The organism is Rathayibacter sp. AY1A7 (genome assembly GCF_002930845.1).
In the GTDB taxonomy this organism is placed as follows: domain Bacteria; phylum Actinomycetota; class Actinomycetes; order Actinomycetales; family Microbacteriaceae; genus Rathayibacter.
The window spans coordinates 214,393-240,103 of record NZ_PSTL01000001.1; the positions used below are offsets into that span (position 1 = coordinate 214,393).

A 25,711-nucleotide genomic window follows, 5' to 3' on the forward strand; every position below is an offset into this window, starting at 1 on the left:
ATGGCCAAGCAGTGGCGCGGAGTCCTGCACGAGTACGCGGACCGCCTCGATGTCACCGAGGCGACCCCGGTCATCACTCTCGGCGAGGGCGGCACGCCGCTCATCCCCGCGGCGGCCCTCTCGGCGCGCACGGGCGCGAAGGTGTGGGTCAAGTACGAGGGCATGAACCCGACCGGCTCCTTCAAGGACCGCGGCATGACCATGGCGATCTCGAAGGCCGTCGAGCACGGCGCGAAGGCCGTCATCTGCGCCTCGACCGGCAACACCTCCGCGTCGGCCGCCGCCTACGCGACGCACGCCGGCATCACCGCGGCCGTCCTGGTGCCGGAGGGCAAGATCGCCCTGGGCAAGCTCAGCCAGGCGATCGCGCACAACGCGCAGCTGCTGCAGGTGCAGGGCAACTTCGACGACTGCCTCGACATCGCCCGCGACCTCGCGAAGAATTACCCGGTCCACCTGGTCAACTCGGTGAACCCGGACCGCATCGCCGGCCAGAAGACCGCGGCCTTCGAGGTCGTCGAGGTGCTGGGCGATGCTCCGGACTTCCACATCGTCCCGGTCGGCAACGCGGGCAACTACACCGCCTACTTCCGCGGCTACTCGGAGGAGCTGGAGCGCGGCGAGTCGACCCGCCTCCCGCGCATGTTCGGCTTCCAGGCCGAGGGCTCGGCTCCGATCGTGCACGGCGCCCCGGTCCGCCACCCCGAGACGATCGCCAGCGCGATCCGGATCGGCAACCCGGCCTCGTGGGAGCTCGCCCTGAACGCGCGCACCGTCAGCGACGGCTACTTCGGCGCGATCAGCGACGAGAAGATCCTCGAGGCGTACCGCATCCTCGCGGGCGAGGTCGGCGTCTTCGTCGAGCCGGCGTCGGCGATCAGCGTCGCGGGGCTCCTCGAGCGCGCCGAGGCCGGAGCGATCCCGAAGGACGCCACCGTCGTCCTGACGGTCACCGGCCACGGGCTCAAGGACCCGCAGTGGGCGCTCCGCACGGCCGACGGCGCGGACATCACGCCGACCGTCGTCCCGGTCGACACCGCCGCGATCGCGGACGTGCTGGGGCTGGCCGGCGCATGACCTCGGCGGTTCCCGTCGGCCGCACCGTCCACGTCAAGGTCCCCGCCACCTCGGCGAACCTGGGCCCCGGCTTCGACACGCTCGGCCTGGCGCTCTCGTTCTACGACGAGCTCGACGTGACGGCCGTCGCGGCCACGGGTGCGCGGGTCACCGTGCACGGGGTCGGCGAGGGAGAGGTGGCGACCGACGAGACGAACCTCGTCGTGCAGGCCATCGCGTACACGTTCGCCGACCAGCGGCAGGAGATGCCCGGCATCGAGGTGATCGCGCGCAACATCATCCCGCACGGCCGCGGGATGGGCTCGTCCGGCGCCGCGATCGTCTCCGGCATCATGGCCGCGAAGGGCCTGCTCGAGGGCGTCGTCGAGCTCGACTCGGACGACCTCCTCCGCATCGCCACCGAGATGGAGGGGCACCCCGACAACGTGGCGCCCGCGCTGTTCGGCGGCCTCACCATCGCCTGGGTCGAGCCGCACGCCTCCGGCGCCGACGACTCGCCGCTGCGCCCGCGCTCGAAGAAGCTCATGGTCCACCGCGGCGTGTCCCCGGTCGTCTTCGTGCCCGAGCACACCATGTCGACGCGGCTGGCCCGCTCGCTGCAGCCGCAGAGCGTGCCGCACGAGGACGCGGTGTTCAACGTCTCGCGCTCCTCTCTCCTGATCGCCGCCCTCATCCAGAGCCCGGAGCTGCTGTTCGCGGCGACCGAGGACAAGCTGCACCAGAACTACCGCGCGGCCGCCATGCCCGAGACCTCAGCGCTGATCGCGCTGCTGCGCTCGAACGGCTACGCCGCCGTCGTCTCGGGTGCCGGACCGAGCGTCCTGGTGCTCTGCAGCGACCCCGCCCAGCGCCTCGCCGCCGCGGATCTGGTGGAGCGGGAGGCCCCCACGCCGTGGCGCGCGCACATGCTGGCCGTCGACTTCAAGGGTGCTACAGTGGGGACCGCATCCCGAGGAACCGCGTAACGAGCGGAATCTGTCCGACGGATCGTCCCGACAACCACGGCCATCACATCGTGTGAAGGGCGCCCCTGCTCCTCTTGCAGACCGGCGCCTGGTCTCCGGGCCCTCTCCTCGCTCTCTGCGGCAGTCGGTCCCGGCGGCCGAGAGCATCGCGTGGATCAGAACACGCGATGGCACCGCACGGTCGATGAGCTCTCCCGGTGAGCACTCGTTCCCGGGGGGAAGGAACCCTCTCCAGTGACAGACGTCAACACCCACGGCTCGACCGTGGACCTCACCGCCGACCTCTCCGGTCTGCGCGTCGCCGAGCTCCAGGCTCTCGCGACGCGGCTCGGCCTCGGCGGCGCCTCCAAGCTCCGCAAGGGCGAGCTGGTCCAGGCCATCTCGGACCTGCGCGCCGCCTCCGCCGAGGACGCGCCCGCCGCGATCGCCGACGCGGTCGCTCCGGACGACGCAGCGGTCGCCCCGGACGTCGACGCCTCCGGCGTCGAGGCCGAGCCGGCCGATGTGGCCGAGCAGTCCGCTCCGCAGCCCGAGGCGCCGGCGGAGCTGCCGACGCCCGTCGAGAGCACCGAGGCCGACACGGCCGACGTCCTCGAGCAGGCCGCGCCCACCGTCGACGAGCCCTCCGCGACGGCCGCCGAGTCGGCCCCGGTCGAGCTCGAGCTCCCCGCGGCGGCCGAGCCGGTCGCCGAGCCCGCCGAGCGCGCGCCCCGCCGCCGCAGCTCGCGCCGCGCCTCCAGCGGCACCGTCGCCGCCGGCGAGCACCTCAACATCCCCGGCGGGACCGGCGTCGAGTCGCTGATTCCCGACCTCCCCGTCATCGAGCAGGACCGCGACGCCGACCAGGCCGCGAAGTCCGTCATCGACATCGAGCTGCCCAACGGGCCGGAGTCGGACGACTCCTCCCGCGAGGGCGGCCAGCGCGAGCGCCGCGGACGCCGCCGCAGCCGCGGGGGCGCCTCCGAGCAGAGCGAGCAGGCCGAGCAGGCGCCCGCCGAGAACGACGCCGACTCCGGCGACCAGCAGGAGCAGCAGGGCGGAGACCAGCAGCAGAACGGCGACCAGCAGGGCACCGGCCGCGGCCGCAACCGACGCAACCGGAACCGCAACCGCGGGGACGACCGCCAGAACGACGCTCAGCAGAGCCCCGCCGCGCAGTCCCAGCCGCAGAACGGCCAAGGCGCGCGCGGCGCCGCGCAGTCCGAGGGCCAGCAGGCTCCTCAGCAGAACGGCTCCGGACAGCCCCAGAACGGGCAGCAGGCCGAGGGCGAGGACGGCCGCCGCAGCCGCTACCGCGACCGCAAGCGCCGCGGCGGAGCGATCGGCGACGACTTCGAGCCCGAGATCGGCGAGGACGACGTCCTCATCCCGGTCGCCGGCATCCTCGACGTCCTCGACAACTACGCCTTCGTGCGCACCACCGGGTACCTGCCCGGCGTCAGCGACGTCTACGTCTCCCTCGGCCAGGTCAAGAAGTACAACCTGCGCAAGGGCGACGCGGTCGTCGGCGCCATCCGCCAGCCCCGCGAGGGCGAGGGCGGCGGCCGCCAGAAGTACAACGCGATCGTCCGCGTCGACTCGATCAACGGCCAGACCGTCGAGGAGGCCGCTGCGCGCGTCGAGTTCCAGAAGCTCACGCCGCTCTACCCGACCGAGCGCCTGCGCCTCGAGACGGAGCCCGGCAAGCTGACCCAGCGGATCATCGACCTGGTCGCCCCGATCGGCAAGGGACAGCGCGGCCTGATCGTCGCGCCGCCCAAGGCCGGCAAGACCATCGTCCTGCAGCAGATCGCCAACGCGATCGTGCAGAACAACCCCGAGGTCCACCTGATGGTCGTCCTGGTCGACGAGCGTCCGGAGGAGGTCACCGACATGCAGCGCACCGTGCGCGGCGAGGTCGTCGCCTCCACCTTCGACCGCCCGGCCGAGGACCACACGACCGTCGCCGAGCTCGCGATCGAGCGCGCGAAGCGCCTGGTCGAGCTGGGCCACGACGTGGTCGTGCTGCTCGACTCCATCACCCGTCTCGGCCGCGCCTACAACGTGACCGCTCCTCCCTCGGGCCGTGTGCTCTCGGGCGGTGTGGACGCGTCGGCGCTGTACCCGCCGAAGAAGTTCTTCGGAGCGGCGCGCAACATCGAGAACGGCGGCTCGCTCACCATCCTCGCGACGGCGCTCATCGAGACCGGCTCGAAGATGGACGAGGTGATCTTCGAGGAGTTCAAGGGCACCGGCAACATGGAGCTCCGCCTCTCCCGTCACCTCGCCGACAAGCGGATCTTCCCCGCTGTCGACGTGAACGCCTCCGGCACGCGCCGCGAGGAGATGCTGCTCAGCGCCGACGAGGTTAAGATCACCTGGAAGCTGCGCCGCGCCCTCGCCGGGCTCGACCAGCAGCAGGCGCTCGAGATCATCCTGTCGCGCCTGAAGGAGACCTCGTCCAACGTCGAGTTCCTCATGCAGGTCTCGAAGTCGGCCGTCGGCCCGGCCACCGCCGGCCACGGCAACGGCCACCACTAGCGCCCCGACGTCCGCGGTCGCCCCTGTCACCGGGGGCGGCCGCGGACGTTTTCGCGTCCCCGGGCGATGAGCCCGACCCCGACCACCTCCGGAAGCCAGGACCCCATGTTCGAATCCGTCAGCGTCCTCCTCGCCGAGCACGAGGACCTGCAGACGCAGCTCTCCGACCCGGCACTCCACGCCGATGCCGCCCGCGCCAAGAAGGTCAACCGGCGCTACGCGGAGCTGAGCCAGATCAAGGCGGCCCACTCCGCCTGGATCCAGGCCGGCGAGGACCTCGAGGCCGCGCGCGAGCTCGCCCGCGAGGACGAGGCCTTCGCGGAGGAGGTCCCCGAGCTGGAGGAGTCGCTGCGGGTGGCGCAGGAGAAGCTGCGGCGCCTGCTCATCCCGCGCGACCCCGACGACGGCCGCGACGTCATCATGGAGATCAAGGGCGGCGAGGGCGGAGCCGAGAGCGCGCTGTTCGCGGCCGACCTCCTCCGGATGTACCTGCACTACGCCGAGGCGAAGGGCTGGAAGACGGAGATCCTCGACCGCGACGAGTCCGACCTCGGCGGCTACAAGAACGTGCAGGTCGCGATCAAGAGCAATGCCACCGATCCCTCGCAGGGCGTGTGGGCGCACCTCAAGTACGAGGGCGGCGTGCACCGAGTGCAGCGCGTCCCCGTGACCGAGTCGCAGGGGCGGATCCACACCTCGACCACGGGCGTGCTCGTGTTCCCCGAGGTGGACGCGCCCGAGGAGGTCGCGATCAACCAGAACGACCTGAAGATCGACGTCTACCGCTCCTCCGGTCCCGGCGGGCAGTCCGTCAACACGACCGACTCCGCCGTGCGGATCACCCACCTCCCGACCGGCATCGTCGTGTCGATGCAGAACGAGAAGAGCCAGCTGCAGAACCGTGAAGCGGGCATGCGCGTGCTGCGCGCCCGCATCCTGGCCCGCCAGCAGGAGGAGATCGCCGCGGCGGCCTCGGACGCGCGCAAGACGCAGATCCGCACGATGGACCGCTCCGAGCGCATCCGGACCTACAACTTCCCCGAGAACCGCATCGCCGACCACCGCACCGGCTACAAGGCGTACAACCTCGACGGCGTGATGAACGGCGCGCTCGACCCGGTGGTGGAGAGCGCCATCCAGGCCGACGAGGAGGCCCGCCTGGCCGACATCGGCTCCGAGGAGGCGTGACCCTCGTGACCACCGGTGTCGACGCGCGCACCCTCCTCGCGGATGCGGTCGCCCGCCTCGCCGCCGCCCGCGTCCCCACGCCGGACGTCGACGCGGAGCTGCTTCTCGGGCACCTGCTCGGGCTCGGCCGCGGCCGGCTGCAGGCGCGCCTCATCACGGGGTTGAGCGTCGACGAGGAGCACGCCGCGGCGTTCGCGAGCGCTATCGAGCGCCGGTCGGCTCGCGAGCCCCTGCAGCACATCACCGGGATCGCACCGTTCCGCTCGCTCGAGCTCGCGGTCGGACCCGGCGTGTTCGTCCCGCGACCCGAGACCGAGGGCGTCGCGCAGATCGCGATCGACGCGCTCCGAGCGGTCGTCGATCCGGAGCCGATCGCCGTCGACCTCGGCACGGGCAGCGGAGCCCTGGCGCTCGCGCTCGCGCACGAGGTGCCGCACGCGCGCGTGATCGGCGTGGAGAACGCTCCCGAGGCGTTCATCTGGGCCCGCGGCAACCGCGAGCGGCTCGGGCTCGAGAACGCCCGCATCGTCTTCGACGACCTCGCCCGGGCACTTCCCGAGCTGGACGGCACCGTCTCCGTCGTCGTCTCCAACCCGCCCTACATCCCGGCCGCCGCCGTCCCGCGCGACCCGGAGGTGCGCCTGTTCGACCCGCCCTCGGCGCTCTACGGCGGCGAGGACGGCCTGGACGTCGTCCGCTCGCTCTCGGCGACCGCCCTCCGCCTGCTCCGCTCCGGGGGAGTGCTGGTGATGGAGCACGGCGAGCTGCAGGGCGCCGATATCCGCGCCCTGCTCACCGCCGACGGCTGGCGCGGAGCGACCACGCAGCGCGACCTCACCGGCCGCGACCGCGCGACGGTGGCGGTGCGCTGAGGCGTCGCGGAGCTCTGCTGGCCTCAGCGGCGATCCGGTGGCCGCACCGGGCAGGCAGGCTCGGGAGGCTCGCATCGCCGCTGCACGCGATCGGCCGTGCCGTCGGCTCCGCCGCCCGCTGCTGATCGTCCTGGCCGTCGTGGTGGTCGCGGCCCTCGTCGTGGTCGCCGTGCGGCTCCTCGAGCGGAGCGACGGAACTGCTCCCGTGGCCTGCGCGCCGTCGTCCGCCTCCGCGTCGCCCGCGCCTGCCATCGGCTCGGTCGACGACTACCTGGGCGGCCGGTCCTACCTCCGCGGCGTGAACGTTTTCGACCTGCAGTCGCGCGTCGACGTCGGAGTCGACTGCACCGCCGGGAATCCGGCCGAGAGCTACGAGTTCCTGGCGGACCGCGGGCTCACCCTGGTCCGGCTCGCGGTGCCCTGGTCGCTCCTGCAGCCGCAGGCCGACGGGGAGAGCACCGACGACGCTCTGGCGAAGGGGCTCGATCCGGCGGCGGTCGCGCTGCTCCGGACCGAGATCGCCGCCATCGGCGCCGCCGGTATGCGGGCCGTGCTCGACCTGCACAACAACGGCACCTATCCGGCGAGCCAGGGCGATCTGCCCGAGGGGACCGTCTGGTTCGGATCCGGGCTCTCGGTATCCCAGGCGCAGCGGGTCTGGACCCTGCTCGCGGCGGAGTTCCAGGACGACGGACGCATCGCCGCCTACGACCTCTTCAACGAGGTGAAGCGGTCGCTGGTCCCCGTCGAGACCTACAAGGCCTACACGGAGGCCGTGGTGTCGGCCGTCCGGGGGACCGGCGATCGGCACACGATCTGGGTCGAGGGGATGCGGGAGGCGACGACGGGCACGGTCGCTGCGATCGCACCCGACGGGCCGTGGATCCAGGACCCGCTGGACCGGATCGTGTACTCGCAGCACTTCTACCCCGGCGGCACGGGCACGACCCTGCGCTCGGACAAGCAGGGCGGCACCGACGAGCAGGTCTTCGTGGCGGCGGTGACGACCTTCGGGCAGTGGTGCCGGCGGTACGGGGTGCACTGCTCGGTCGGGGAGGTCGGCTGCCCCAGCGATCAGAGCCTCTCTCTCACCGCGGGCGGCGCGGGCTCCTGGACGGACGTCGGCGAAGCCTTCTACACAGCACCGACTGGCTGTTCCCGCTGATCGAGAACGACGAGCCTCTGGTGGTGGTCGCCGTGGGCGGCACGCCGGAGTCCTCGGCCAAGGCGGCGGAGGCGGTCGCCGCCCGCACGTCCCGGATGACCTGGCTCGCGTACGACGGATTCGACCAGCAGTGGCACGGCATCGGCGAGGAGCGGCCGCTCGCCGAGTCGCTCGCCCGTGCCGATCTCGTCCTGGTCGGGATGGGCATGCCCCGCCAGGAGCGCTGGATCCTGGAGAACCGGGACCTCGCCCCGCGGGCGGCGTTCGCGAACGTGGGGGGGCTGCCTCGACTACATCGCCGGCACGCAGGCGCTCGCCCCGCGGTGGATGGGCGCCCTGGGCGTGGAGTGGCTGTTCCGCCTGGCGCGCGACCCGCGCCGGCTCGCGGCCCGCTACCTCCTCGAGCCACTGCAGCTGCTCCGCATCGTCCTGTCCGGTCGGTCCCGCGCGAAGCGGACGCCCGGCCCGTGCGACTCTCCGCGGCCCTCCGGCCGGGTGTCGACCGGAGTCGGTCCGCACTGATCCCCGCCGGCGGGCCGCCTCAGGCCTGAGCGGAGTACTTCTCCTCGGTGGCGGCCTTCGCGGGGCGCCACCAGTCCTCGTTGTCGCGGTACCAGTCGATGGTGGCGGCGAGTCCGGCGTCGAAGTCGGTATAGCGGGGGCGCCAGTCGAGTTCGGTGCGCAGGCGGGTGGAGTCGATGGCGTAGCGGAGGTCGTGTCCGGCGCGGTCGGTGACGTGGTCGAAGGCGTCCTCGGGTTGTCCGAAGGCGGTGAGGATGCGGGTGACGACGTCGAGGTTGCTCTTCTCGCCGTCGGCGCCGATGAGGTAGGTCTCGCCGATCTCGCCGCGGTCGATGATGGCCCAGACGCCGGTGTTGTGGTCGTCGACGTGGATCCAGTCTCGGACGTTGGCGCCGGTGCCGTAGAGCTTGGGGCGGATGCCGTCGATGGCGTTGGTGATCTGGCGGGGGATGAACTTCTCGACGTGCTGGTAGGGGCCGTAGTTGTTGGAGCAGTTGGAGATCGTGGCGCGCACGCCGAAGGAGCGCACCCAGGCGCGCACGAGGAGGTCGCTGGCGGCCTTGGTCGAGGAGTACGGGCTGGAGGGGTTGTACGGGGTGTGCTCGGTGAAGCGCGCGGGGTCCTCGAGCTCGAGGTCGCCGTACACCTCGTCCGTCGAGATGTGGTGGTACCGCACGTCGTGCGCGCGCACCGCCTGCAGGAGCGCGAAGGTGCCGATGACGTTCGTCGCGAGGAAGGGCGTCGGGTCGTGCAGGGAGTTATCGTTGTGCGACTCCGCGGCGAAATGGACCACCAGATCCGCGTCGGCGACCAGCCGGTCCACCAGCTCGGCGTCGGCGACGTCGCCCTCGACCAGCCGCACTCGGTCGGCGACGGGGGCGAGGGAATCGCGGCTGCCCGCGTAGGTGAGCTTGTCGAGCACGGTGATCCGCGCGTCGGGACGCTCGCGCAGGGTCAGGTGGACGAAGTTGCTGCCGATGAAGCCGGCACCGCCGGTGACGAGGATCCGCACGGGTTCTCCTGGAGGTCGGGAAGGTCGGGGGAGGCCGGGCTCAGCGGCCCGCGTTCACGCCTTCGAGGCTGAGCAGGCGGTGGAGGTAGGCGCCGTATCCGCTCTTGACCAGCGGTGCGGCGAGCTCGGCGAGGCGGGCGTCGTCGATCCAGGAGTTGCGCCAGGCGATCTCCTCGATGCAGCCGATCTTGAACCCCTGCCTCTGCTCGATCACGCGCACGAACTCCGTCGCCTCGATCATGGAATCGAAGGTCCCGGTGTCGAGCCAGGCCGTTCCCCGGTCGAGCACCTGGACGTTCAGCCGCCCCGCCTCGAGGTAGCGCTCGTTGATCGTCGAGATCTCGAGCTCGCCGCGGGCCGAGGGCGTGATCGTCTTCGCGATCGCCACGACGTCGTTGTCGTAGAAGTAGAGGCCGGGCACGGCGTAGTTGCTGCGCGGCTGCTCGGGCTTCTCCTCGATGGAGACGGCTCGGAAGTGCTCGTCGAACTCGACGACCCCGTAGGCGCGCGGGTCGGCGACCTGGTAGGCGAAGATGACGGCGCCCTCGATCGTGGTGTTCGCCGCCAGGGCGGTGCCCAGGGCGGTGCCGTGGAAGATGTTGTCGCCCAGGACCAGGGCGACCGACTCGTCGCCGATGAACTCCTCGCCGATCAGGAACGCCTGCGCGAGCCCGTCGGGGGAGGGCTGCACGGCGTACTCGATCCGCATGCCCAGGCTCGACCCGTCGCCCAGCAGGGCGCGGAACTGGTCGTTGTACTCGGGGGTCGTGATCACGAGGACCTCGTCGATCCCGGCCATCATCAGCGTCGACAGCGGGTAGTAGATCATCGGCTTGTCGTAGATCGGCATCAGCTGCTTCGAGATGCCCTTGGTGATCGGCCACAACCGCGACCCCGAACCACCCGCGAGGACGATGCCCCTCATCGGAGCAGCCCCGGGTGAGGAGCGGCGGCGGGGGTCCGCTGCACCGCCGAGGGGAGCGTGAAGATCTGCGGGGAGAGGGTCACGGAGCCGACTCTATCGGCGGCGCCGCGGTGCCTCCGCATGCCGGTGCGGCGGGCGCGGAACCCGTGGCGGGGACTGACGGTCGAGCGACCGCTGCCGACGCGATCCGACTCCGTGAGCGGCGCGCACGCCGCCTCCGCGTCCGTATCGCGCCTCCCACTCGGAGGCCGCCGGGCACGGGGATAACTTCTCCGACGTCCGCGGCTCCGCCTGCCGCGACGGAGAGAGGTACCGCCCTGTGCACGAGGTCATCGACCAGCGGGACTCCGCGCTCCTTACGTCTCCCGGTCCCTGCCGCCGATTCCCCCTGACGGGGGGAGTCCGCCCGTGCTGACCATCGGGATCGTCGCCCTCGACGCCTGGCACGCGGCTCCGCTCGAGCGCGCCTGGCGCCGCCAGGGACACCGCGTGGTCGTGGTGACCGGTGACCCGGAGGGGTTCAGCGGGGCGGAGCTCCGCACCAGCGTGCTCGCCCGCTTCCTCGAGCCCGCCGGCCGGAGGGGCGCCGGGTCCGTCGGGCTCGCCGTCGTCACGCGCCGGGCCCGCCGACTGCTCGATCCGGAGCGGCCCGACCTCGTGGTGGCTCTCCCGGGGACGGCCGTGGAGCTCGCCGGGCTCGCTCCGATGACCGTCCTCCTGGCCGACGACCTCCCGGCACTCCCGCGCCTCCGGTTCGAGGAGGAGCGCCGCGGTGCTGTCGTCGTCACCCCGACGGAGCGGCTCGCGTCAGCCCTCGCGGGAACGGTCGTGCCCCTGGGCCTGCCGGACGCGTCGTTCCCGACGCCGTCCGCCCCCGACGGGCCCCTCCGCTTCGCCGCCGTGGGAGCCTCCGGTCTCGACCGGGGCACCGAGCGGCTCGATCTCCTCGCCCGGCTGGACGGCACCGAGTACGTCACCGTGATCGACGACGGCGGCGGGATCGCCGACGACCTCGCATCGGGGCTGCGCTACGTCGGCGAGCAGGACCGCGACGGCGTCGTCGAGGTGCTCCGCCACTCCCACGCGTACGCCCATCTGACGCCGTCGACGACCGGCGCGGCCGCCGGACTCGACGCGCTGGCGAGCGGGCTGCCGGTCCTCGCGATCGAGTCGAGCGTCCTGGCCGATCTCTGCGCGGCGGGGGCGGGCGTGGTCCTCGCAGACGACGCGACGCGCGAGGAGTACGAGGACGCCCTCCACCGGCTCCGACGCGAGTGGACGGCTCTCTCCCGGGGGGCCGCCGAGCTCGCGCGTGAGCGCCCGTGGTCCGTCGCGGCCGAGGAGATCCTCGCCCTCGCGGAGGGACGCGTCCGTGTCCCTTGAACCGGTCCCGGCTGTCGGCGCCTCCGCCGACGCGATGCTGCCGAACGCCGTCGCCCTGCGCCAGGCCGCCGTGCTGGTGCAGTACACCCTGCGGACGCACTGCGTCCGCAGCCTCGTGGTGAAGGGCGAGGGTCTGCACCGCCAGGGGATCCGCGCCCCGATGACGTCGGCCGACGTCGACATCTGGGTCGACCCCGAGCGCTTCGACGAGGCTCTCGCGCTGCTCGCCTCGATGGGCTGGCGCCGCCGCGCCGAGGCTCTCAGCTGGACCCTCTTCGTCGACCACTCGATCACGCTCGTCCACCCCTCGTGGCCGTGCGACGTCGACGTCCACCGCTCCTTCCCGGGTGCCTTCGAGGAGGAGCGGATCGTCTTCGACCGCCTCTGGGCGGCCGCCGAGGATCTGCCGCTGAGCGACGAGACCCTGCGGATCCCCGGGCGCGCACACCACCTCGTGCTGCACGCCCTGCACCAGCTGCGCAGCGCGCGCTCCGCCTCGGCGACCACGGCGCTGGCAATTCTGAAGGCGCACGCCGCCGGCCTTCCGAGCGAGGAGCGCGAGGCGATCCGCGACGCGGCCGTCGAGCTCGGCGCGCAGACGCCGATGACGGAGCTCCTCACCTCCTGGGGAGTCCCCGCCGCGCCCGAGGAGCGCTACCGGCAGGCCCAGATTCTCTGGGACGTGCGCCGCAGCTCCGACCGGCACACCTTCAACTGGCTGCACGCCGTGGCGTCCGCTCCCTGGCGCCTGAAGGGAGGCCTGCTGCTGAGAGCCGCCTTCCCCACCCGCGCGGATCTCGAGGCGAGCCATCCCGAGGCGACGACGGTCCGACGTCGGCTCCGGCTCCGGGGGGAGCGGACCCTGCGGGCGCTCCGAGGCCTCCCCTCCGCCCTCACCGGTTTCGCCAGGGTGGCGCTGAGCGGCCGCAGCGAGGAGCAGGGCTCGGCGTCCTCGTTCGAGGCGATCGCGGCGACCACGGCGCCGGTGAGCGACCTCCCGGCCTCGTCCGATCCCGCGGCGAGCGCCGTGCATCCGGTGGAGGCCTCCGCCGAGGCGCAGGGTGGCAGCGCGCCGCCGGCCCAGCGCTTCGCCGTCGAGCGCACGGACCGTCAGGTCTACGTGCTCGACCTGTCCCGCCCGTCGGTGCCCCCGATCGTGCTCTCGCTGAGCGCCGCCTCGGTCTTCGAGGCCGTGATCCGGCAGCGCCGGCCCCGGGACGAGGTCGTCGACCTCCTCGCCGATCACTACGACGTCGACCCCGGGACGATGGGCCGCGACGTCGACGCCGTCCTGGCCGAACTCGACGTCCGCTTCCCGGGCGCGGTTCCCGACGGGGCGCTCTCATGAGGGCCGCCCGTTCCCGATCCCTGCGGATCCTGCACGTCCTCGACTCCTTCGAGGACGGCGGAGCGCAGCGTGTGGCCCTCTCCCTGGGCGCGTGGAGCCGCGAGCACGGCTGCGAGACCGCCTACTGGGGGCGTCCCGGGCCGCTCAGCGACCGCGCCGCGCAGGAGTCGCCCGTCTTCGTGGTGCCGAGACCCGGACAGGGCTTCGCGGCCGATCTCCGCGGCCTCGCTCTCGCCGTCCGCCGGTTCCGCCCGCACGTCCTGCACGCCCACCAGCGCCGCGAGGCTCTGCTGGCCCTCCTCGTCGGCGCCGCGCTCGGTGTCCCCGTGGTCGAGCACGCGCACACCGAGCTGCCCGGGATCGACAGGCGAGCGCTCTCCTTCCGCTCCCGGCGGGTGTTCGCCGTGTCCGCCTCCGTGGGGCGGATGGTCGTCGAGGGCTACGGCCGCCCGCAGGATCGCGTCGTGGTCACCGGCAACGCCCCGGCGAACGTCACCGCGGAGCCCGCGAGCGCGCAGGAACTCGCCGAGCCGGTCGTCCGCGTCCTCGGCATCGGGCGGCTCGCGGAGCAGAAGGACCCGATCCGCTTCCTCGCGGCCGTCGAGGCCCTCGCCCGGGTCCGGCCCGTCACCGGCACCTGGCTCGGCGACGGTCCGATGCTGCCGGTGCTGCGCGAGCGCGCCCGGGGAGCCGGAGTGGTCGACTTCGCCGGTCCGTCGGCGGACGTGACCGGAGCGCTGGACGCGGCGCATCTCCTCCTGTCGACCTCGCGGTGGGAGGGGACTCCGCTCGTGATGCTGGAGGCGATGGCCCGCCGTCGCCCGGTCGTGGCGACCGACGTCGGCGGTGTGGGTGAGCTGCTCGCCGACGGCCGGGGCCTCCTGCTCCCCGCCGACGCCGACGGGGAGCGGATCGCCGAGCTCCTCGCCGCCGCTCTGGAGCGACCCGAGGGGCTCCTGATGCAGGCCGACCGCGCGAAGGCGTGGGTGGACGAGGCCGCCTCGCCCGACGCCGTCTTCGGACCCGTCGTCGCCGCCTACCGCGAGCTCGGGGGCCGACGGTGAGCGGGGGCGTGCACTCGGTGACCGTCGTGGCTCCCTGCTACAACGCGATCGCCCGGCTCGACGGCTTCCTCGCGCGGCTCGCACTCACTCTCGGACCGGGGACGCGGGTCGTCCTCGTCGACGACGCGTCCTCGGACGGCACGGCGGAGGTGCTCGAGAAGTGGGCCGAGGGACGCGAGGACACCCGGGTCCTGCTCCTCGAGCAGAACGGCGGCGTCGCTGCCGCCCGGAACCGCGCCCTCGACGGCATCGACTCCGAGTTCGTCTGGTTCGTGGACGTCGACGACGAGTGGGACACGGAGATCCTCCGGACCCTCACCGCCGAGGCCGAGCGGACGGCGGCCGACGTCGTCGTCTGCCGGGCGCTCTACCGCACCCGGCAGTCGACCTCCGGACGTGTGATCGACGGCCTCGACCGGCGCGAACTGGTCTCGTCCGAACTCGCTCTCGAGCGGATGGCGTCCGGGCGCCTGCACGGCTTCCTCTGGAACAAGCTCTTCCGCCGCGCCGTCCTGCAGGAGGAGCTCTTCCCGCGCTTGAGCTCCCAGTCCGACTTCGTCGGCGTGCTGCGGGCGGTCCAGGCGTCGGAACGGGTGCTCTTCGTGCCGGAGGTCCTCTACTCCTACGTCCACACGGCGTCCTCGATCACCCGTCGGCGCGACCCGGACCTCCGGAACCTCCTGGTCTGCGCCGAGGAGATGCGCGCGGCGCTCGCCCGTACGTTCGAGGAGGTGCCGCGCCCGCTGTCGGACTGGTTCACGACCTGGTTCTACGCCGTCCCCGTCGCGCTCACCCCGATCCGCCAGAACTCCGACCCGGCGCTCGTCGAGACCGGCGTCCGGCTCGGGTCCGAGGCGCTGCGCGACGTCCGCGTGCTCCGCTCCGCGCGGTCGCCGCGGCTGCTCGTCCTGGGGCTGGTGCTCAAGCACGTCCCCGCCGCCTTCACGGCGCTCAGCCGGATCCTCTACGCCGTGCACGACACCCGCCGCCGCCTCTCCGATCGGAGGAGCACCCGGTGGACGACGTGACCGTCCCCGTGCAGGCCGCCGCGGCCCGCCCCTTCCGCACCTCCGCTCCATTCCCTCCCTCCCGCACCGACCCCCGAGGAGCACCGGCATGACCTCCTACATCACCGGCCGCATCGAGCGGATGCCGGCCAGCATCACCACGCTCGACGAGGCGGCGGAGGCCGTGCTCGAGCTGTCCCGGAGCGGCCGCGACGAGCTGGTCGTCACACCGAACACCGACCACTTCGTGCGCTGGAAGCACTCCGGCGAGTTCCGGCGGTACTACGGCCGGGCGTCCCTCGTGGTGCTCGACGGGGCGCCTCTGGTCTGGCTGGCCCGCTCGTACGGCCACCGCACGGCGAGCCGCGTGACGGGCATCGACCTCTTCACCGAGGTCTGCCGCCGCGCGGCGCTCGAGGGTGCGCCGGTCGCTCTCATCGGCGGACGCCCCGGAGTCGGCGATCGCGCAGCCGCCGAGCTGCAGCAGCGCTTCGCCGGGCTCCAGATTCCGGTCGTCGTCTCGCCGGAGCCGGCCGAGCTCGCGGACGACGCCTACCTCGCCCGCCTCTCCTCGACCCTGCGCACGGCCGACGTCCGCATCGTCGCGCTCTGCCTCGGCTCCCCCAAGCAGGAGGAGGTCCGCGAGCGCCTGCTCGCCGTCGGCGGCACGGGAGCGGTGTGCCTCGGCGTCGGCGCCGCCGTGGACTTCCTCGCCGGCGAGATCCCGCGGGCGCCGCTCGTGGTGCAGCGCCTCGGCCTCGAGTGGGCGCACCGGCTCAGCCGGGAGCCCGGCAGGCTCTGGCGGCGCTATCTGGGCGACGCCGTGCGGGTGCTGCCGAGCGTGGTCGCGGCCCTCCGCTACCGGGTGCGCCGTGCCGTCCGCTGAGCACGCGGGCGGCGTCGCCGGCGAGAGGCCGCTGGTCCTGGTCTGGAAGCGCGCGTGGCTGCAGGACTCCGAGACGTTCGTCCGCAATCAGATGCACGGACTCGAGCGCTGGCGCGCCCTCGGAGTGGGCCTCGAGCGCACCGGCTCGGGCGTCCTCCACGACCGCACGGACATCGTCCTGCACGATCCGATCACCCCTCGCGGGCGGCGGTCCCTCCTCCTGCGGTGGCTCGGAGTGTCACGACGGCTCGACGCGATCGTCGATGAGCACCGGCCCGCCCTCATCCATGCGCACTTCCTCATCGACGCCGTCTCCATCGCCCGGTACGCACGGAGGAGGCGCCTCCCGCTCGTCGTGACGGGGCACGGCTACGACGTGACCAGCTGGCCGCTCGCGACCGGAGCTCCGCGCCTGCTCCGACCCCTCGCCCGAGCTCACCGCGCCCTCGAGGCCCGCACCGTCTTCCGTACCGCGCACGCGGTGATCGGCGTGTCCCGCTTCATCACCGACGGGCTCCTGCGCCTGGGGGCGGACCCGCGGCGCACCGGAGTGGGCTACATCGGCGTCCCGACCTCCCGCCCCGAGGCCGCACCGGCTGCGGAGCGCGCGGGAATCGTCTTCGTCGGACGCCTCACCGACAAGAAGGGCGTCCCGGATCTGCTCGAGGCGGTCGCCGCCCTCCCCGGACCAATCCGCGACGTCCCCCTGACCGTCGTCGGCGACGGCCACCTGCGGGGGGCGCTCGTCGAGCAGGCGGCGCGGCTGGGCCTGCAGGTGACCTTCACCGGCTCCCTGCCCCCCGCCGAGGTCGCCCGCATCCTCGCCGGCGCCGCGGTCTTCTGCGCACCGTCGCGGACCGCGGCGACAGGCGACTCCGAGGGCTTCGGCATGGTCTTCCTCGAGGCCGCGCTCGCAGGCGTCCCTGTCGTCTCGTACCGCCACGGCGGCGTCCCGGAGGCGGTCCAGGACGGCGTCACCGGGCTGCTCGTCCCGGAGGGGGACGTGCCCAGCCTGACCGGGGCGCTCGCCGCCCTGCTCCGGGACCCGGACCGCGCGGAGCGGATGGGCGCGGAGGGGCGGGAGCGCGTGCTCGCCTCGTTCGACCTCGCCGAGCGGATCCGCGACCTCGAGGACCTCTACGACCGGGCGGCCGGCCGATCGATGCCGACGACGACGGACGGAGATCGCGGATGAGCCGCGCCGAGCACCGCGCCGATGATCCGCGACCGGGCCTCCGTCCGGCCTCCGCCGGGCGGGAGAGGTGAGCCTGCGCCGGAGCACCGTCGACGCGACCGCCTGGACGGCGGTCTCGTTCGCCGTCGCGCTCGTCGTGCAGCTCGGGCAGTTCGCGCTCCTGGCGAGACTGCTGGACCCCTCCGAGATGGGGATCATCGCGATCGTCGCCCTGCTCAACGCGTTCGTCGACATCTTCCTCGGAATGGGGGTCGCCCAGGCGATCATCCAGCGCCGGAGGGCGACCAGCTTCGAGCTCTCGTCGGTCTTCTGGCTCAACCTCTCCGTCGGGCTCCTGGTCACCGTCGCCGTCCTCCTGGGCGCCGCACCGATCGCCTCCCTGCTCGGGTCCGCCGCCGCGGCGCCGGTCCTCACCGTCGCCTCGCTCGTGTTCGTGGGCAGCGCAGCCGGGCAGGTGCCGAGAGCGGTGCTCGAGAAGGGGATCCGGTTCCGAGCGGTCGCCGTGTCCGAGACGATCGCTCTCGTCGGCGGCTTCGCCGTGACGGTCTGCCTCGCGGTCTCGGGCGCGGGGGCGCTCTCCTATGCGTGGGGGCTCGTCGCGACCGCGGCTCTGCGCTCCGTGCTCGCCCTCGTGCAGGCCCGCCGCTGGTTCCGGCTGCGGTTCCGGTTCCGGATCCGCGAGACCGCCCGCTTCCTCTCCTTCGGCGTCTTCCAGACCCTCGACGGCATCGTCAACTACCTGGGCTCGAACGCCGGCTCGCTCGCGATCGGCCGCCTGCTCGGACCGGCCCAGCTGGGCGGGTACACCCTGGGATACAACCTCGCCGTGAACCTCCCCGCGAGGGTCAACCCGATCGTGACGCGGGTGATGTTCCCGGTGTTCTCCTCGATCCAGCACGACCGTGAGCGCGTCGCGCGGAACCACCTCCGCGTCACCGCGGTGCTCAGCATGGCGAGCATCCCGCCGCTGATGCTGGTGGCGCTGCGCTCCGAGGAGATCGTGCGGCTGTTCTACGGACCCGGCTGGGGCTGGATCGCGGGCATGACGAGCGCACTGACGGTGGTGGGCGCGGTGCGGGCGATCGGCAATCCGGTCGGCTTCATCCTGATGGCGATGGACCGGGTGCGGTTCGGGCTGGTCGTGAACATCGTGAAGACCGCGATCACGGTCCCGATGATCGTCGGCGGGGGAGTGCTGTTCGGACTCGACGGCTTGATCGGCGGGCTGCTGCTCTCGAGCGCTCTCGGCTTCGCCGTCACCTGCGCCGTGCTGCGGGTGGTGCTCGGAGTGCGCCTCGGCGCGTTCCTGCGCGCGTGCGCCGCGGGGCCGCTGCTCGCCGCACCGATGGCGATCGTGCTGCTCCTGCTCCGCCTGCTCCCCGAGGGCGCGCCCCTGCGGCTGCTCCCGGTGGAGCTGGCGCTCGCGGGCCTTGTGCTGGGAGCGACCGCCCTCCTGGCGCCGGGGCGCGACATCGCCGAGGCGCGATCGCTCGTCCTGTCGCGACTGCCCGCCCGGCTCCGGCTCGGCTCCGCCGCCCCGGTCGAGGTCGCCGTGGTGCTGGCCGCCGAGGAGCGCTTCGACGGCAGCGGGGGAGCCGTGGCGACCTGGGTCCGCGAGACGGTGTCCCGCTCCTCGCTCCGGATCGCCGTGCACGCGCCGTGGTCGTCGGCGTCACCGGGCGTGGACGTCAGGCCCCATCGTCTGTACCGGCGGATCTACGCGGTTCAGCGGCGCGCGGCACTCCTCCTGGCGCATCGGCGCGACAGCGACCCGGGCGCCGAGCTACGCCGGCTGTCCTTCGGCGGGCGCTTCTGGCTGCTGGTGCTCGCTCCGTCGCTGCGCCGTGTCCCGACGGTCTGGATCCACAACCGCCCCCGCTACGCCGTGCGCCTGCGCCGCCTGGGCTACCGGGGGCGGATCGTCGCACACCTGCACAACGACCTGCTCGATCACCTGCCACCCGATCCCGCCGCCGCCCGGCGCTACCTCGACGCGGTCGACGAGTGGATCTTCTGCAGCGAGTTCCTGCGCGCCCGGGCGGTCGACCGGTACGGCCTGATCGCCACAGCCGTCCTGTACAACGGGGTCGTCCCTCCGCCCGAGGTCCCGCCGGCGCCGCTCGGCGGTACTGCGGAGGCGGTCTTCGCCGGGAGGCTGGTGGCCGAGAAGGGAGCCCGCGAGGCCGTCGAGATCGTGAGGCGGATGCGGACCGAGCACGGCGCCGATCTGCGGCTGGTCATCGCCGGCGCATCGGGCCTCGGGGACGACGCGACGCCCACCCCGTACGTCCGAGCGCTCGACGAGGCGGTCGCCACCCTGCCCGGCGCCGTGCGCCGGCTCCCGTTCCTCCGGCACGAGAACCTGCTGGAGCTGTTCGGCTCCTCGGCGCTCCTGCTCTACCCCTGCCGCTGGAACGAGCCGTTCGGGATGGTGGTGGTGGAGGCGCTCTCGCGGGGGATCCCCGTCGTGACGGTCGAGCGCGGAGGCCTCCCCGAGATCCTGCGCACCTCCGACGGAGTGGTCGACGGATCCGTCCTCGTCCCGCCGGGCACGGAGGAGGAGGTCGCGGACGCCGTCCTCGCGGAGCTCCCCGCCCTCATCGCCTCGCTGCGCGATCCCCGGCGGCGCGCGGAGGTCGCTGCGGCGTCGCGGCGTCGGGCGGAGGACTTCGGCTGGCCGGGCATCGCCCGCCGCGCGGACGAGCTGCTGGCCCACCCCCGCGGCTGACGCGCGGGACCGCCGCGCGCACGCGGATCGACGTTCCGCGCCAAGCCCGTCGAGGCTCGTGCCGCGCGATTAGTGTCGGCGCGACATGCCACCTGCATCCCCTCTCCCGCCCGCGTCCGCCGACGCCACCGCCTCTCCCGTGCTGCTCGATCCGCCTCCCGCTCCGGACCGGCGACCGCGGACGACCCTTCCGCCGCGAGAGGTCGGCCCGTCGTCCCGGAATCGGCGCGCCGCTCCTCCGCTCCGCCAGACGGAGGCCGCCACCGGCACCTCCGCGGAACGGCTCTGACATGGGCCGCCACGCCGACGACGCCCTCCTCCGCCGCCGGACCGCCTCTCATCCCTCCGTCATCGCCGCGACCCGCGTCACCGACGCTCCGAAGACCCGCGGGCTGCCGTCGCGCGCGTCGGCGGATCCCGCTCAGCGGCGGCACGAGCGGATCGTCCTCGTCTTCCTCGCGGTGCTCCTGGCGCTGAGCGTCGTGCAGCTCTACACCCTGGGCCCCGTCACCGCTCCGGTCGCCTGGAGCCTGCTCTTCCTCCCGTACTCCGTCGCGCGGCTGCGCGGCGGGCGGATCGACCGGTTCGTGGTCGTGGTCCTCCTCGTGATCGCCGGCACCCTCTTCGCGCTCACCTACTCCGGAGCACGCGCGGCCGCGCTGCGCGACGTGGTCTCCGTCGTCTCCTTCCTCGCTCCGTACCTGGCCGTCCGCGGGCTCGGCGACGGCGCCTGGCGTGTCGTCGGCCGCGCCCTCGGCTGGGCGGCGCCCGTGTTCCTCCTCCAGGTGACGCTCACGATCCTCTTCCAGCTCGATCCCGTGCAGGAGACCGCCTACCTCCGGTGGCCGGACGCGGTGCTGTTCTCCGACATCTACGTGCGGGACATCTTCACGACGTCCTTCAACAACGTCCTGCAGGAGAAGTCGGGAGGGTTCTTCCTCAACGGCAACATCGCCTCGATGTACATGGCCACGACCGGCGCGCTGGCCTTCGCCGTCTGGAGACGGCAGCGGGGGAGGCTCCTCCTGCTCGTCGCCGTCGCCGGGCTAGTCGGCGCCCTCTTCACGCTGTCCAAGACCGCGATCGTCCTCGCGATCGTCCTGCCCCTGCTGGTCGCCGCGATCCGCGGACTCAAGGGACGCAGCCTCGGTCCGGTCGCCTGGATGATCACCATCCCCTCCGGGATCACGGCCGTGTACGCCGTCGCCGTGTCCTTTCCGCAGCTGGCGGAGGCGGGCCTGCTCACGCTCGGGGCCCGCGGCGACTTCCTGCGCCTGGCTGCGAGTGCGTTCCCCGACAACTGGCTGCTGGGGCTGGGGTACGGCGGATGGCAGGAGCTGTGGCTGGCGCGCGGGTCGCAGTTCACCCAGCACAGCGAGCCGCGCCCGCCTCACAACCTCCTCGTCACCGCGTGGACCAACGGCGGGCTCCTGATCGCGCTCCCCGTCATCGCGTTCCTCCTCCTCGCCACCGTCGCCGTCGTGCGCCTGCTCCTCCGGGTCGCCCGGAACGAGGCCGTCGCCGTCGGGGCGCTCGCCGTCGCCGTCCTCTGGACGTTCCTGCACGGGATGGCCGACAACACCACCTGGTTCGGCGATCAGCACTCGCTCGCGACGCTCGCCGTCTCCGTGGCGCTCGTGGGCGTCCTGTCGGCGGAGGTCCCCGCGCCGGGCCGAGTGCCTCACGGAAGCGCTCCGGCGGCCTCGGCCGGCACGGGTCGGGCGCCGCTGCGACGGCCGCCGAGCCCCGGCCTCGGGCGGCGCTGACGCGACCGCCGCGCCGCAGCCGGTCCGGACACGGACCGCGCCGGTATCATCGACCCGTTATGGCACGCATCTACGACTGCTCCGTCGACACGGACCTCCTGACCGGCACCCGTCTCGCGCGGACGGCCATCGGCCGCGGCGAGCTCGTGGTGATCCCCACCGATACCGTCTACGGCGTCGCGGCCAACGCGTTCGACGCCGCCGCGGTCCAGCGCCTGCTCGACGCGAAGGGACGGACGAGGCAGTCGCCGCCGCCCGTCCTGATCGGGGACGTGGCCGCCCTCGACGCCCTCGCCGAGAACGTGCCGGAGGCGGTGCGCGACCTCGCCCGCGAGTTCTGGCCCGGCGGGCTCACCATCGTCCTGCACGCCCAGCCCTCCCTGGTCTGGGACCTGGGCGAGACGCGCGGGACCGTGGCGCTGCGCATGCCGGACAACCCGGTGACGATCGAGCTCCTCGCCGAGACCGGCCCGCTGGCGGTCTCCTCCGCCAATCGCACGGGGCAGCCCTCGGCCACGACCGCACAGGAGGCGTTCGACCAGCTCGGCGACTCCGTCGACGTCTATCTCGACGCCGGCGCCGCCGGATCGCGCTACAGCGACCGCCCCGCGGGCGCCAGCGAGTCCTCGACGATCGTCGACGCGACAGCGCTGAGCTTCGAGGGCGGCACCCTGCGCATCCTGCGCCAGGGCGTCGTGTCGGCCGAGCGGATCCGCGAGGTCGTCGGAGACCTGCTGCCGGATCCGGACGCGCCTCGTGCCGAGACGTCGGAGCCCGACGCCTCCACGGCCGGCGCGGCGCAGGCCGGGTACCAGCAGGAGCCCGCCGAGACCGCGACCGGCAGCGACCCGTACGCCTTCGAGCGGACCCCGACCGCGCGCCCCGACTGGGCCTCCGGCGCCCGCCTGCAGGACGACTCCGCGCCCGGCGACTCCGCGCCCGTCGATTCCGCCGATGCACCGGACACGGGCTCGTCGAGCACGAACGCGCCGACGCCCAACACCGGCACCGGCGCCGCCCGCACCGACTCCGCTCCGGGTGAGTAACCGGTGATCACCTTCGCCCTCGTCTCGCTCGCGGTCGCGCTCGTGACCGGAGCGCTGTCGTGGGTCATCTGGAAGCTGAGCCTGAAGTACCGGCTCTACCCGAAGATCCGCGTCAGGGACATGCACACGCGGCCGACCCCCCGCCTGGGCGGCATCGCGATGTTCCTCGGGATCCTCGTCGGCTTCGGCATCGCCTCCCAGCTGCCCTACTTCCGGCTGGTGTTCGCCAATCCCGAGCCGATCCTCGCGATCCTCGGCGCGAGCCTGCTCATCGTCCTCATCGGCGTCGCCGACGACATCTGGGACCTGGACTGGACCACGAAGCTGGCCGGTCAGCTGATCGCCGCCGGCCTGATCGCCTGGAAGGGCGTGCAGATCGTCTCCCTGCCGATCGGCGGCCTGACCGTCGGCTCGCCGTGGATGTCGCTGATCATCACCGTGCTCGCGATCGTCCTGGTCACCAACGCTCTCAACTTCATCGACGGCCTCGACGGCCTCGTGGCGGGCGTCGCCCTGATCGCCAACGGGGTCTTCTTCCTCTACAGCTACCTGCTGGTGCAGCAGACCTCGCCCACCGACTACTTCAACCTGGCCTCGCTCATCGCGGTCCTGCTCGTCGGCGCCTGCGCCGGATTTCTCCCCATCAACTGGCGTCCGGCGCGGATGTTCATGGGCGACAGCGGCGCACTGCTGATCGGGATGCTGATGGCCACCTCCGCGATCGCGGTCACCGGCCAGATCGACCCGGCCCAGCTCGCGGCGAAGGAGCTCCTGCCCGCGTTCATCCCGATCATCCTGCCGTTCGCGATCCTCGTGGTGCCGCTGATGGACTTCGGCCTCGCTGTGATCAGGCGCCTGCGCGCGGGAAAGTCGCCGTTCAGCGCCGACCGGAAGCACCTGCACCACCGCCTGCTCGACATGGGGCACTCCCACCTGCACGCCGTGCTGATCTTCTACGCGTGGACCGCCGTCGTCGCCGTCAGCTGCCTGCTGATGTTCGTGGTCGACGTGCTGTGGGTCCCGCTCGTCTTCCTCGGAGTCGGTCTGCTGGTCTGCACCGTCGTCACGCTCGCCCCGCTCAGCCGCCGCAAGCGGCTCGAGGCGGCGGCGCAGTCCGCGGAGGCCTCACCCGTCCTCGACCCCCTCGACCGCGCGTCCTCGACGGAGCTGCTCCGTCCGCCGGCCGGACTCCCGATCGACCGGGACACGACAGCGCCGACCACGGCGCGGAAGGAAGCATCATGACCGGAGCCTCCCCGGCCACCCCCCGTCCGCAGCCCGCGTCCGTCCCCGTCCTGCGCCGCGCGCTGGTCGTGGGCGGCCTCTTCGTGCTCGCCCTGGCCGTTCTCGGCACCGTCGTCGGCGGGATCGCCGCCGGGGGAGAGGGCGCGATCGGAGCCCTCCTCGGCGCGATCGTCGGCGGCGTGATGGTGCTCCTCACCGCCGCGAGCATCCTCGTCGCCAACCGCCTCGACATCGGCGGGTTCTTCGCCGTCGTCCTCGGCACGTGGCTCGCCAAGTTCGTGCTGTTCGTGATCGCCGCCCTGGTCCTGCGCGATCAGCCGTGGCTGAACAGCACCGCGATGTTCGTCACGATCATCGTCGCCGTCCTGGGGTCCCTGGTGATCGACGTCCTCGTCGTCTCGCGCTCGCGCATGCCGAACGTCAGCGACATCGCTCGATGAGGACGAGCCGAACGGTTCCTGAGAGGACCACGATTCGGCTCTCAGGCCGTTCTGTTGCTACAGTAGGGACGAATCCCGCAGGCGAACGTGTCCTCAGATCGTCTCATCGTTGATGGCGGTCGTCGAGCACGATCGCCGTCCGAGCGGAAAACCCCACCTTTCGTCGTCGCGAGAGCGTTGCGTCCGAATGATTCGATTCGGTCGGCTGCAACGTGCCACGCCCCGAATTCCAGGAGCTAGCGCTGTTTGCTAACGCTGTGACCCTGTTGGTCTCGTCCTCGACCGGTGAGAGTGACTTCCACACCCCGTCGATCTCCGAGTTCTTCCCGCCCGGTTTCCTCTTCGAGGGAACCCCTTTCGAGATCAACCGCGTCATGCTGGTCCGCTTCATCGCGGTCATCGCACTGATGCTGTTCTTCTGGCTCGGGACGCGCAAGCTGCGCCTCGTCCCCGGCCGCTTCCAGAACGTCGTCGAGCTCGCGTTCGACTTCGTCCGCGTCACCATCGCCAAGGACATCCTCGGCGAGAAGGACGCGCGCCGGTTCCTCCCGATCCTCGTGACGATCTTCTTCGCGATCATCTCGATGAACCTGACCGGCATCGTCCCGTTCCTGAACATCGCGGGGACCTCCGTGGTGGGCATGCCGCTCTTCCTCGGCCTGGTCGCCTACGTGACGTTCATCTACGCGGGCATCAAGGACCGGGGGATGGGCTTCTTCAAGAACGCCCTGTTCCCGCCCGGAGCGCCGTTCCTGATCTACTTCATCCTCACGCCGATCGAGCTGCTGCAGACGTTCATCATTCGTCCGCTCTCGCTCGCACTGCGGCTCGTGATGAACATGATCGTCGGCCACCTCCTGCTGGTGCTGTGCTTCTCGGCCACGCAGTTCTTCCTCTTCAGCTCCCAGATCGACCCGGGCTTCAAGCTCTTCGGCGTCGTGACCTTCGCCTTCGGCGGTGCGTTCACGCTCTTCGAGCTCCTCGTCGCCGTGCTGCAGGCCTACATCTTCACCCTCCTCGCTGCGGTCTACATCCAGTTGGCCGTCGCCGAGGAGCACTGACCCCACTACTCACGGGCTCCCGCCCGTTCTCACGATCACCCCACTGAAAGGACCCACTCGTGGACTCAGTCACCGTTCTCGCCGAACTCACCGGCAACATCGCGACGGTCGGTTACGGCCTCGCAGCGATCGGCCCCGGCATCGGTGTCGGCATCGTCGCGGGCAAGACCGTCGAGGCCATGGCGCGCCAGCCCGAGATGGCCGGCCGCCTCCAGACCACGATGTTCCTCGGCATCGCGTTCACCGAGGTGCTCGCGCTCATCGGCCTCGCCACCTACTTCATCTTCGCGGCGTAG

At 72.3% G+C, this 25,711-nt stretch carries 22 protein-coding genes and 1 pseudogene; 21 read left to right on the top strand and 2 right to left on the bottom strand.

What is annotated here, in order from left to right:
• From thrC to C5B95_RS18030, 8 genes and pseudogenes are all read left to right on the top strand, one after another.
• On the top strand, nucleotides 1-1,077 hold the full coding sequence (gene thrC / locus C5B95_RS00925; protein ID WP_104223003.1) for a threonine synthase: 1,077 nt from the start codon (nucleotides 1-3) through the stop codon (nucleotides 1,075-1,077).
• Nucleotides 1,074-2,042 carry a homoserine kinase gene (thrB, locus tag C5B95_RS00930; RefSeq protein WP_104225562.1) on the top strand — a complete coding sequence of 323 codons (969 nt, stop codon included), beginning with the start codon at nucleotides 1,074-1,076 and terminating at the stop codon, nucleotides 2,040-2,042. The genes thrC and thrB overlap by 4 nt, the downstream gene beginning before the upstream one ends.
• A gap of 234 nt (nucleotides 2,043-2,276) precedes the next feature.
• Nucleotides 2,277-4,562, top strand: a complete 2,286-nt coding sequence (gene rho / locus C5B95_RS00935; protein ID WP_104348275.1) for a transcription termination factor Rho — start codon at nucleotides 2,277-2,279, stop codon at nucleotides 4,560-4,562.
• A gap of 105 nt (nucleotides 4,563-4,667) precedes the next feature.
• Entirely contained in the window at nucleotides 4,668-5,750 is a 1,083-nt protein-coding gene (gene prfA, locus C5B95_RS00940) for a peptide chain release factor 1 (RefSeq protein WP_104232724.1), read from the top strand.
• A complete protein-coding gene (prmC, locus tag C5B95_RS00945) occupies nucleotides 5,747-6,622 on the top strand; it encodes a peptide chain release factor N(5)-glutamine methyltransferase (RefSeq protein WP_104260199.1) in 876 nt (291 codons plus the stop codon). The genes prfA and prmC overlap by 4 nt, the downstream gene beginning before the upstream one ends.
• Before the next feature lie 139 nt (nucleotides 6,623-6,761).
• The gene (locus C5B95_RS00950) at nucleotides 6,762-7,787 is read left to right on the top strand and encodes a glycoside hydrolase family 5 protein (RefSeq protein WP_181067962.1); all 1,026 of its coding nucleotides are present in this window, start codon (nucleotides 6,762-6,764) and stop codon (nucleotides 7,785-7,787) included.
• Nucleotides 7,788-7,819: 32 nt separating this feature from the next.
• Nucleotides 7,820-7,999, top strand: a pseudogene (locus tag C5B95_RS18025) (hypothetical protein); the annotation flags it as partial.
• Nucleotides 7,965-8,309 (top strand): WecB/TagA/CpsF family glycosyltransferase, encoded by a 345-nt coding sequence (locus C5B95_RS18030; protein ID WP_219813756.1) that lies wholly within the window; start codon nucleotides 7,965-7,967, stop codon nucleotides 8,307-8,309. The pseudogene C5B95_RS18025 and the gene C5B95_RS18030, both read left to right, overlap by 35 nt.
• Nucleotides 8,310-8,328: 19 nt before the next feature.
• Here C5B95_RS18030 and rfbB read toward each other — a convergent pair whose 3' ends face one another.
• Both rfbB and rfbA read right to left on the bottom strand, forming a co-directional pair.
• Nucleotides 8,329-9,321, bottom strand: a complete 993-nt coding sequence (rfbB, locus tag C5B95_RS00960) for a dTDP-glucose 4,6-dehydratase (RefSeq protein WP_104348277.1) — start codon at nucleotides 9,319-9,321, stop codon at nucleotides 8,329-8,331.
• A 40-nt stretch (nucleotides 9,322-9,361) separates the two neighbouring features.
• Complete coding sequence (gene rfbA / locus C5B95_RS00965; RefSeq protein WP_104223010.1) at nucleotides 9,362-10,246, bottom strand: glucose-1-phosphate thymidylyltransferase RfbA; 885 nt, start codon at nucleotides 10,244-10,246, stop codon at nucleotides 9,362-9,364.
• A gap of 408 nt (nucleotides 10,247-10,654) precedes the next feature.
• On the opposite strand from rfbA, the gene C5B95_RS00970 reads away from it, so the two are divergent.
• The 13 genes from C5B95_RS00970 to C5B95_RS01030 all read left to right on the top strand — a co-directional run bounded on the left by C5B95_RS00970 (nucleotide 10,655) and on the right by C5B95_RS01030 (nucleotide 25,711).
• On the top strand, nucleotides 10,655-11,629 hold the full coding sequence (locus C5B95_RS00970; RefSeq protein ID WP_104348278.1) for a glycosyltransferase family 1 protein: 975 nt from the start codon (nucleotides 10,655-10,657) through the stop codon (nucleotides 11,627-11,629).
• Nucleotides 11,619-12,977, top strand: a complete 1,359-nt coding sequence (locus C5B95_RS00975) for a PqqD family peptide modification chaperone (RefSeq protein ID WP_104348279.1) — start codon at nucleotides 11,619-11,621, stop codon at nucleotides 12,975-12,977. The genes C5B95_RS00970 and C5B95_RS00975 overlap by 11 nt, the downstream gene beginning before the upstream one ends.
• Entirely contained in the window at nucleotides 12,974-14,041 is a 1,068-nt protein-coding gene (locus C5B95_RS00980; RefSeq protein WP_104348280.1) for a glycosyltransferase family 4 protein, read from the top strand. Before C5B95_RS00975 ends, C5B95_RS00980 begins: the two co-directional genes overlap by 4 nt.
• Nucleotides 14,038-15,069, top strand: coding sequence for a glycosyltransferase family 2 protein (locus C5B95_RS00985; protein WP_181067963.1), 1,032 nt, complete (start codon nucleotides 14,038-14,040; stop codon nucleotides 15,067-15,069). The genes C5B95_RS00980 and C5B95_RS00985 overlap by 4 nt, the downstream gene beginning before the upstream one ends.
• An 88-nt stretch (nucleotides 15,070-15,157) precedes the next feature.
• Nucleotides 15,158-15,934: a WecB/TagA/CpsF family glycosyltransferase gene (locus tag C5B95_RS00990; RefSeq protein ID WP_104266960.1), complete on the top strand. Its 777-nt coding sequence runs from the start codon at nucleotides 15,158-15,160 to the stop codon at nucleotides 15,932-15,934.
• Nucleotides 15,921-17,129 (top strand): glycosyltransferase, encoded by a 1,209-nt coding sequence (locus C5B95_RS00995; RefSeq protein ID WP_104309055.1) that lies wholly within the window; start codon nucleotides 15,921-15,923, stop codon nucleotides 17,127-17,129. The genes C5B95_RS00990 and C5B95_RS00995 overlap by 14 nt, the downstream gene beginning before the upstream one ends.
• A gap of 67 nt (nucleotides 17,130-17,196) precedes the next feature.
• Complete coding sequence (locus C5B95_RS01000; RefSeq protein WP_104348282.1) at nucleotides 17,197-19,857, top strand: MOP flippase family protein; 2,661 nt, start codon at nucleotides 17,197-17,199, stop codon at nucleotides 19,855-19,857.
• A 290-nt stretch (nucleotides 19,858-20,147) separates the two neighbouring features.
• Nucleotides 20,148-21,623, top strand: coding sequence for an O-antigen ligase (locus C5B95_RS01005; RefSeq protein ID WP_104348283.1), 1,476 nt, complete (start codon nucleotides 20,148-20,150; stop codon nucleotides 21,621-21,623).
• A 59-nt stretch (nucleotides 21,624-21,682) separates the two neighbouring features.
• Entirely contained in the window at nucleotides 21,683-22,669 is a 987-nt protein-coding gene (locus C5B95_RS01010; RefSeq protein WP_104260103.1) for an L-threonylcarbamoyladenylate synthase, read from the top strand.
• A gap of 3 nt (nucleotides 22,670-22,672) precedes the next feature.
• Complete coding sequence (locus C5B95_RS01015) at nucleotides 22,673-23,914, top strand: MraY family glycosyltransferase (protein ID WP_181065442.1); 1,242 nt, start codon at nucleotides 22,673-22,675, stop codon at nucleotides 23,912-23,914.
• On the top strand, nucleotides 23,911-24,354 hold the full coding sequence (locus tag C5B95_RS01020; protein ID WP_104223021.1) for a hypothetical protein: 444 nt from the start codon (nucleotides 23,911-23,913) through the stop codon (nucleotides 24,352-24,354). The genes C5B95_RS01015 and C5B95_RS01020 overlap by 4 nt, the downstream gene beginning before the upstream one ends.
• 257 nt (nucleotides 24,355-24,611) lie before the next feature.
• Nucleotides 24,612-25,415, top strand: coding sequence for a F0F1 ATP synthase subunit A (atpB, locus tag C5B95_RS01025; protein ID WP_068254016.1), 804 nt, complete (start codon nucleotides 24,612-24,614; stop codon nucleotides 25,413-25,415).
• Between the two features lie 59 nt (nucleotides 25,416-25,474).
• Complete coding sequence (locus C5B95_RS01030; RefSeq protein ID WP_055794702.1) at nucleotides 25,475-25,711, top strand: ATP synthase F0 subunit C; 237 nt, start codon at nucleotides 25,475-25,477, stop codon at nucleotides 25,709-25,711.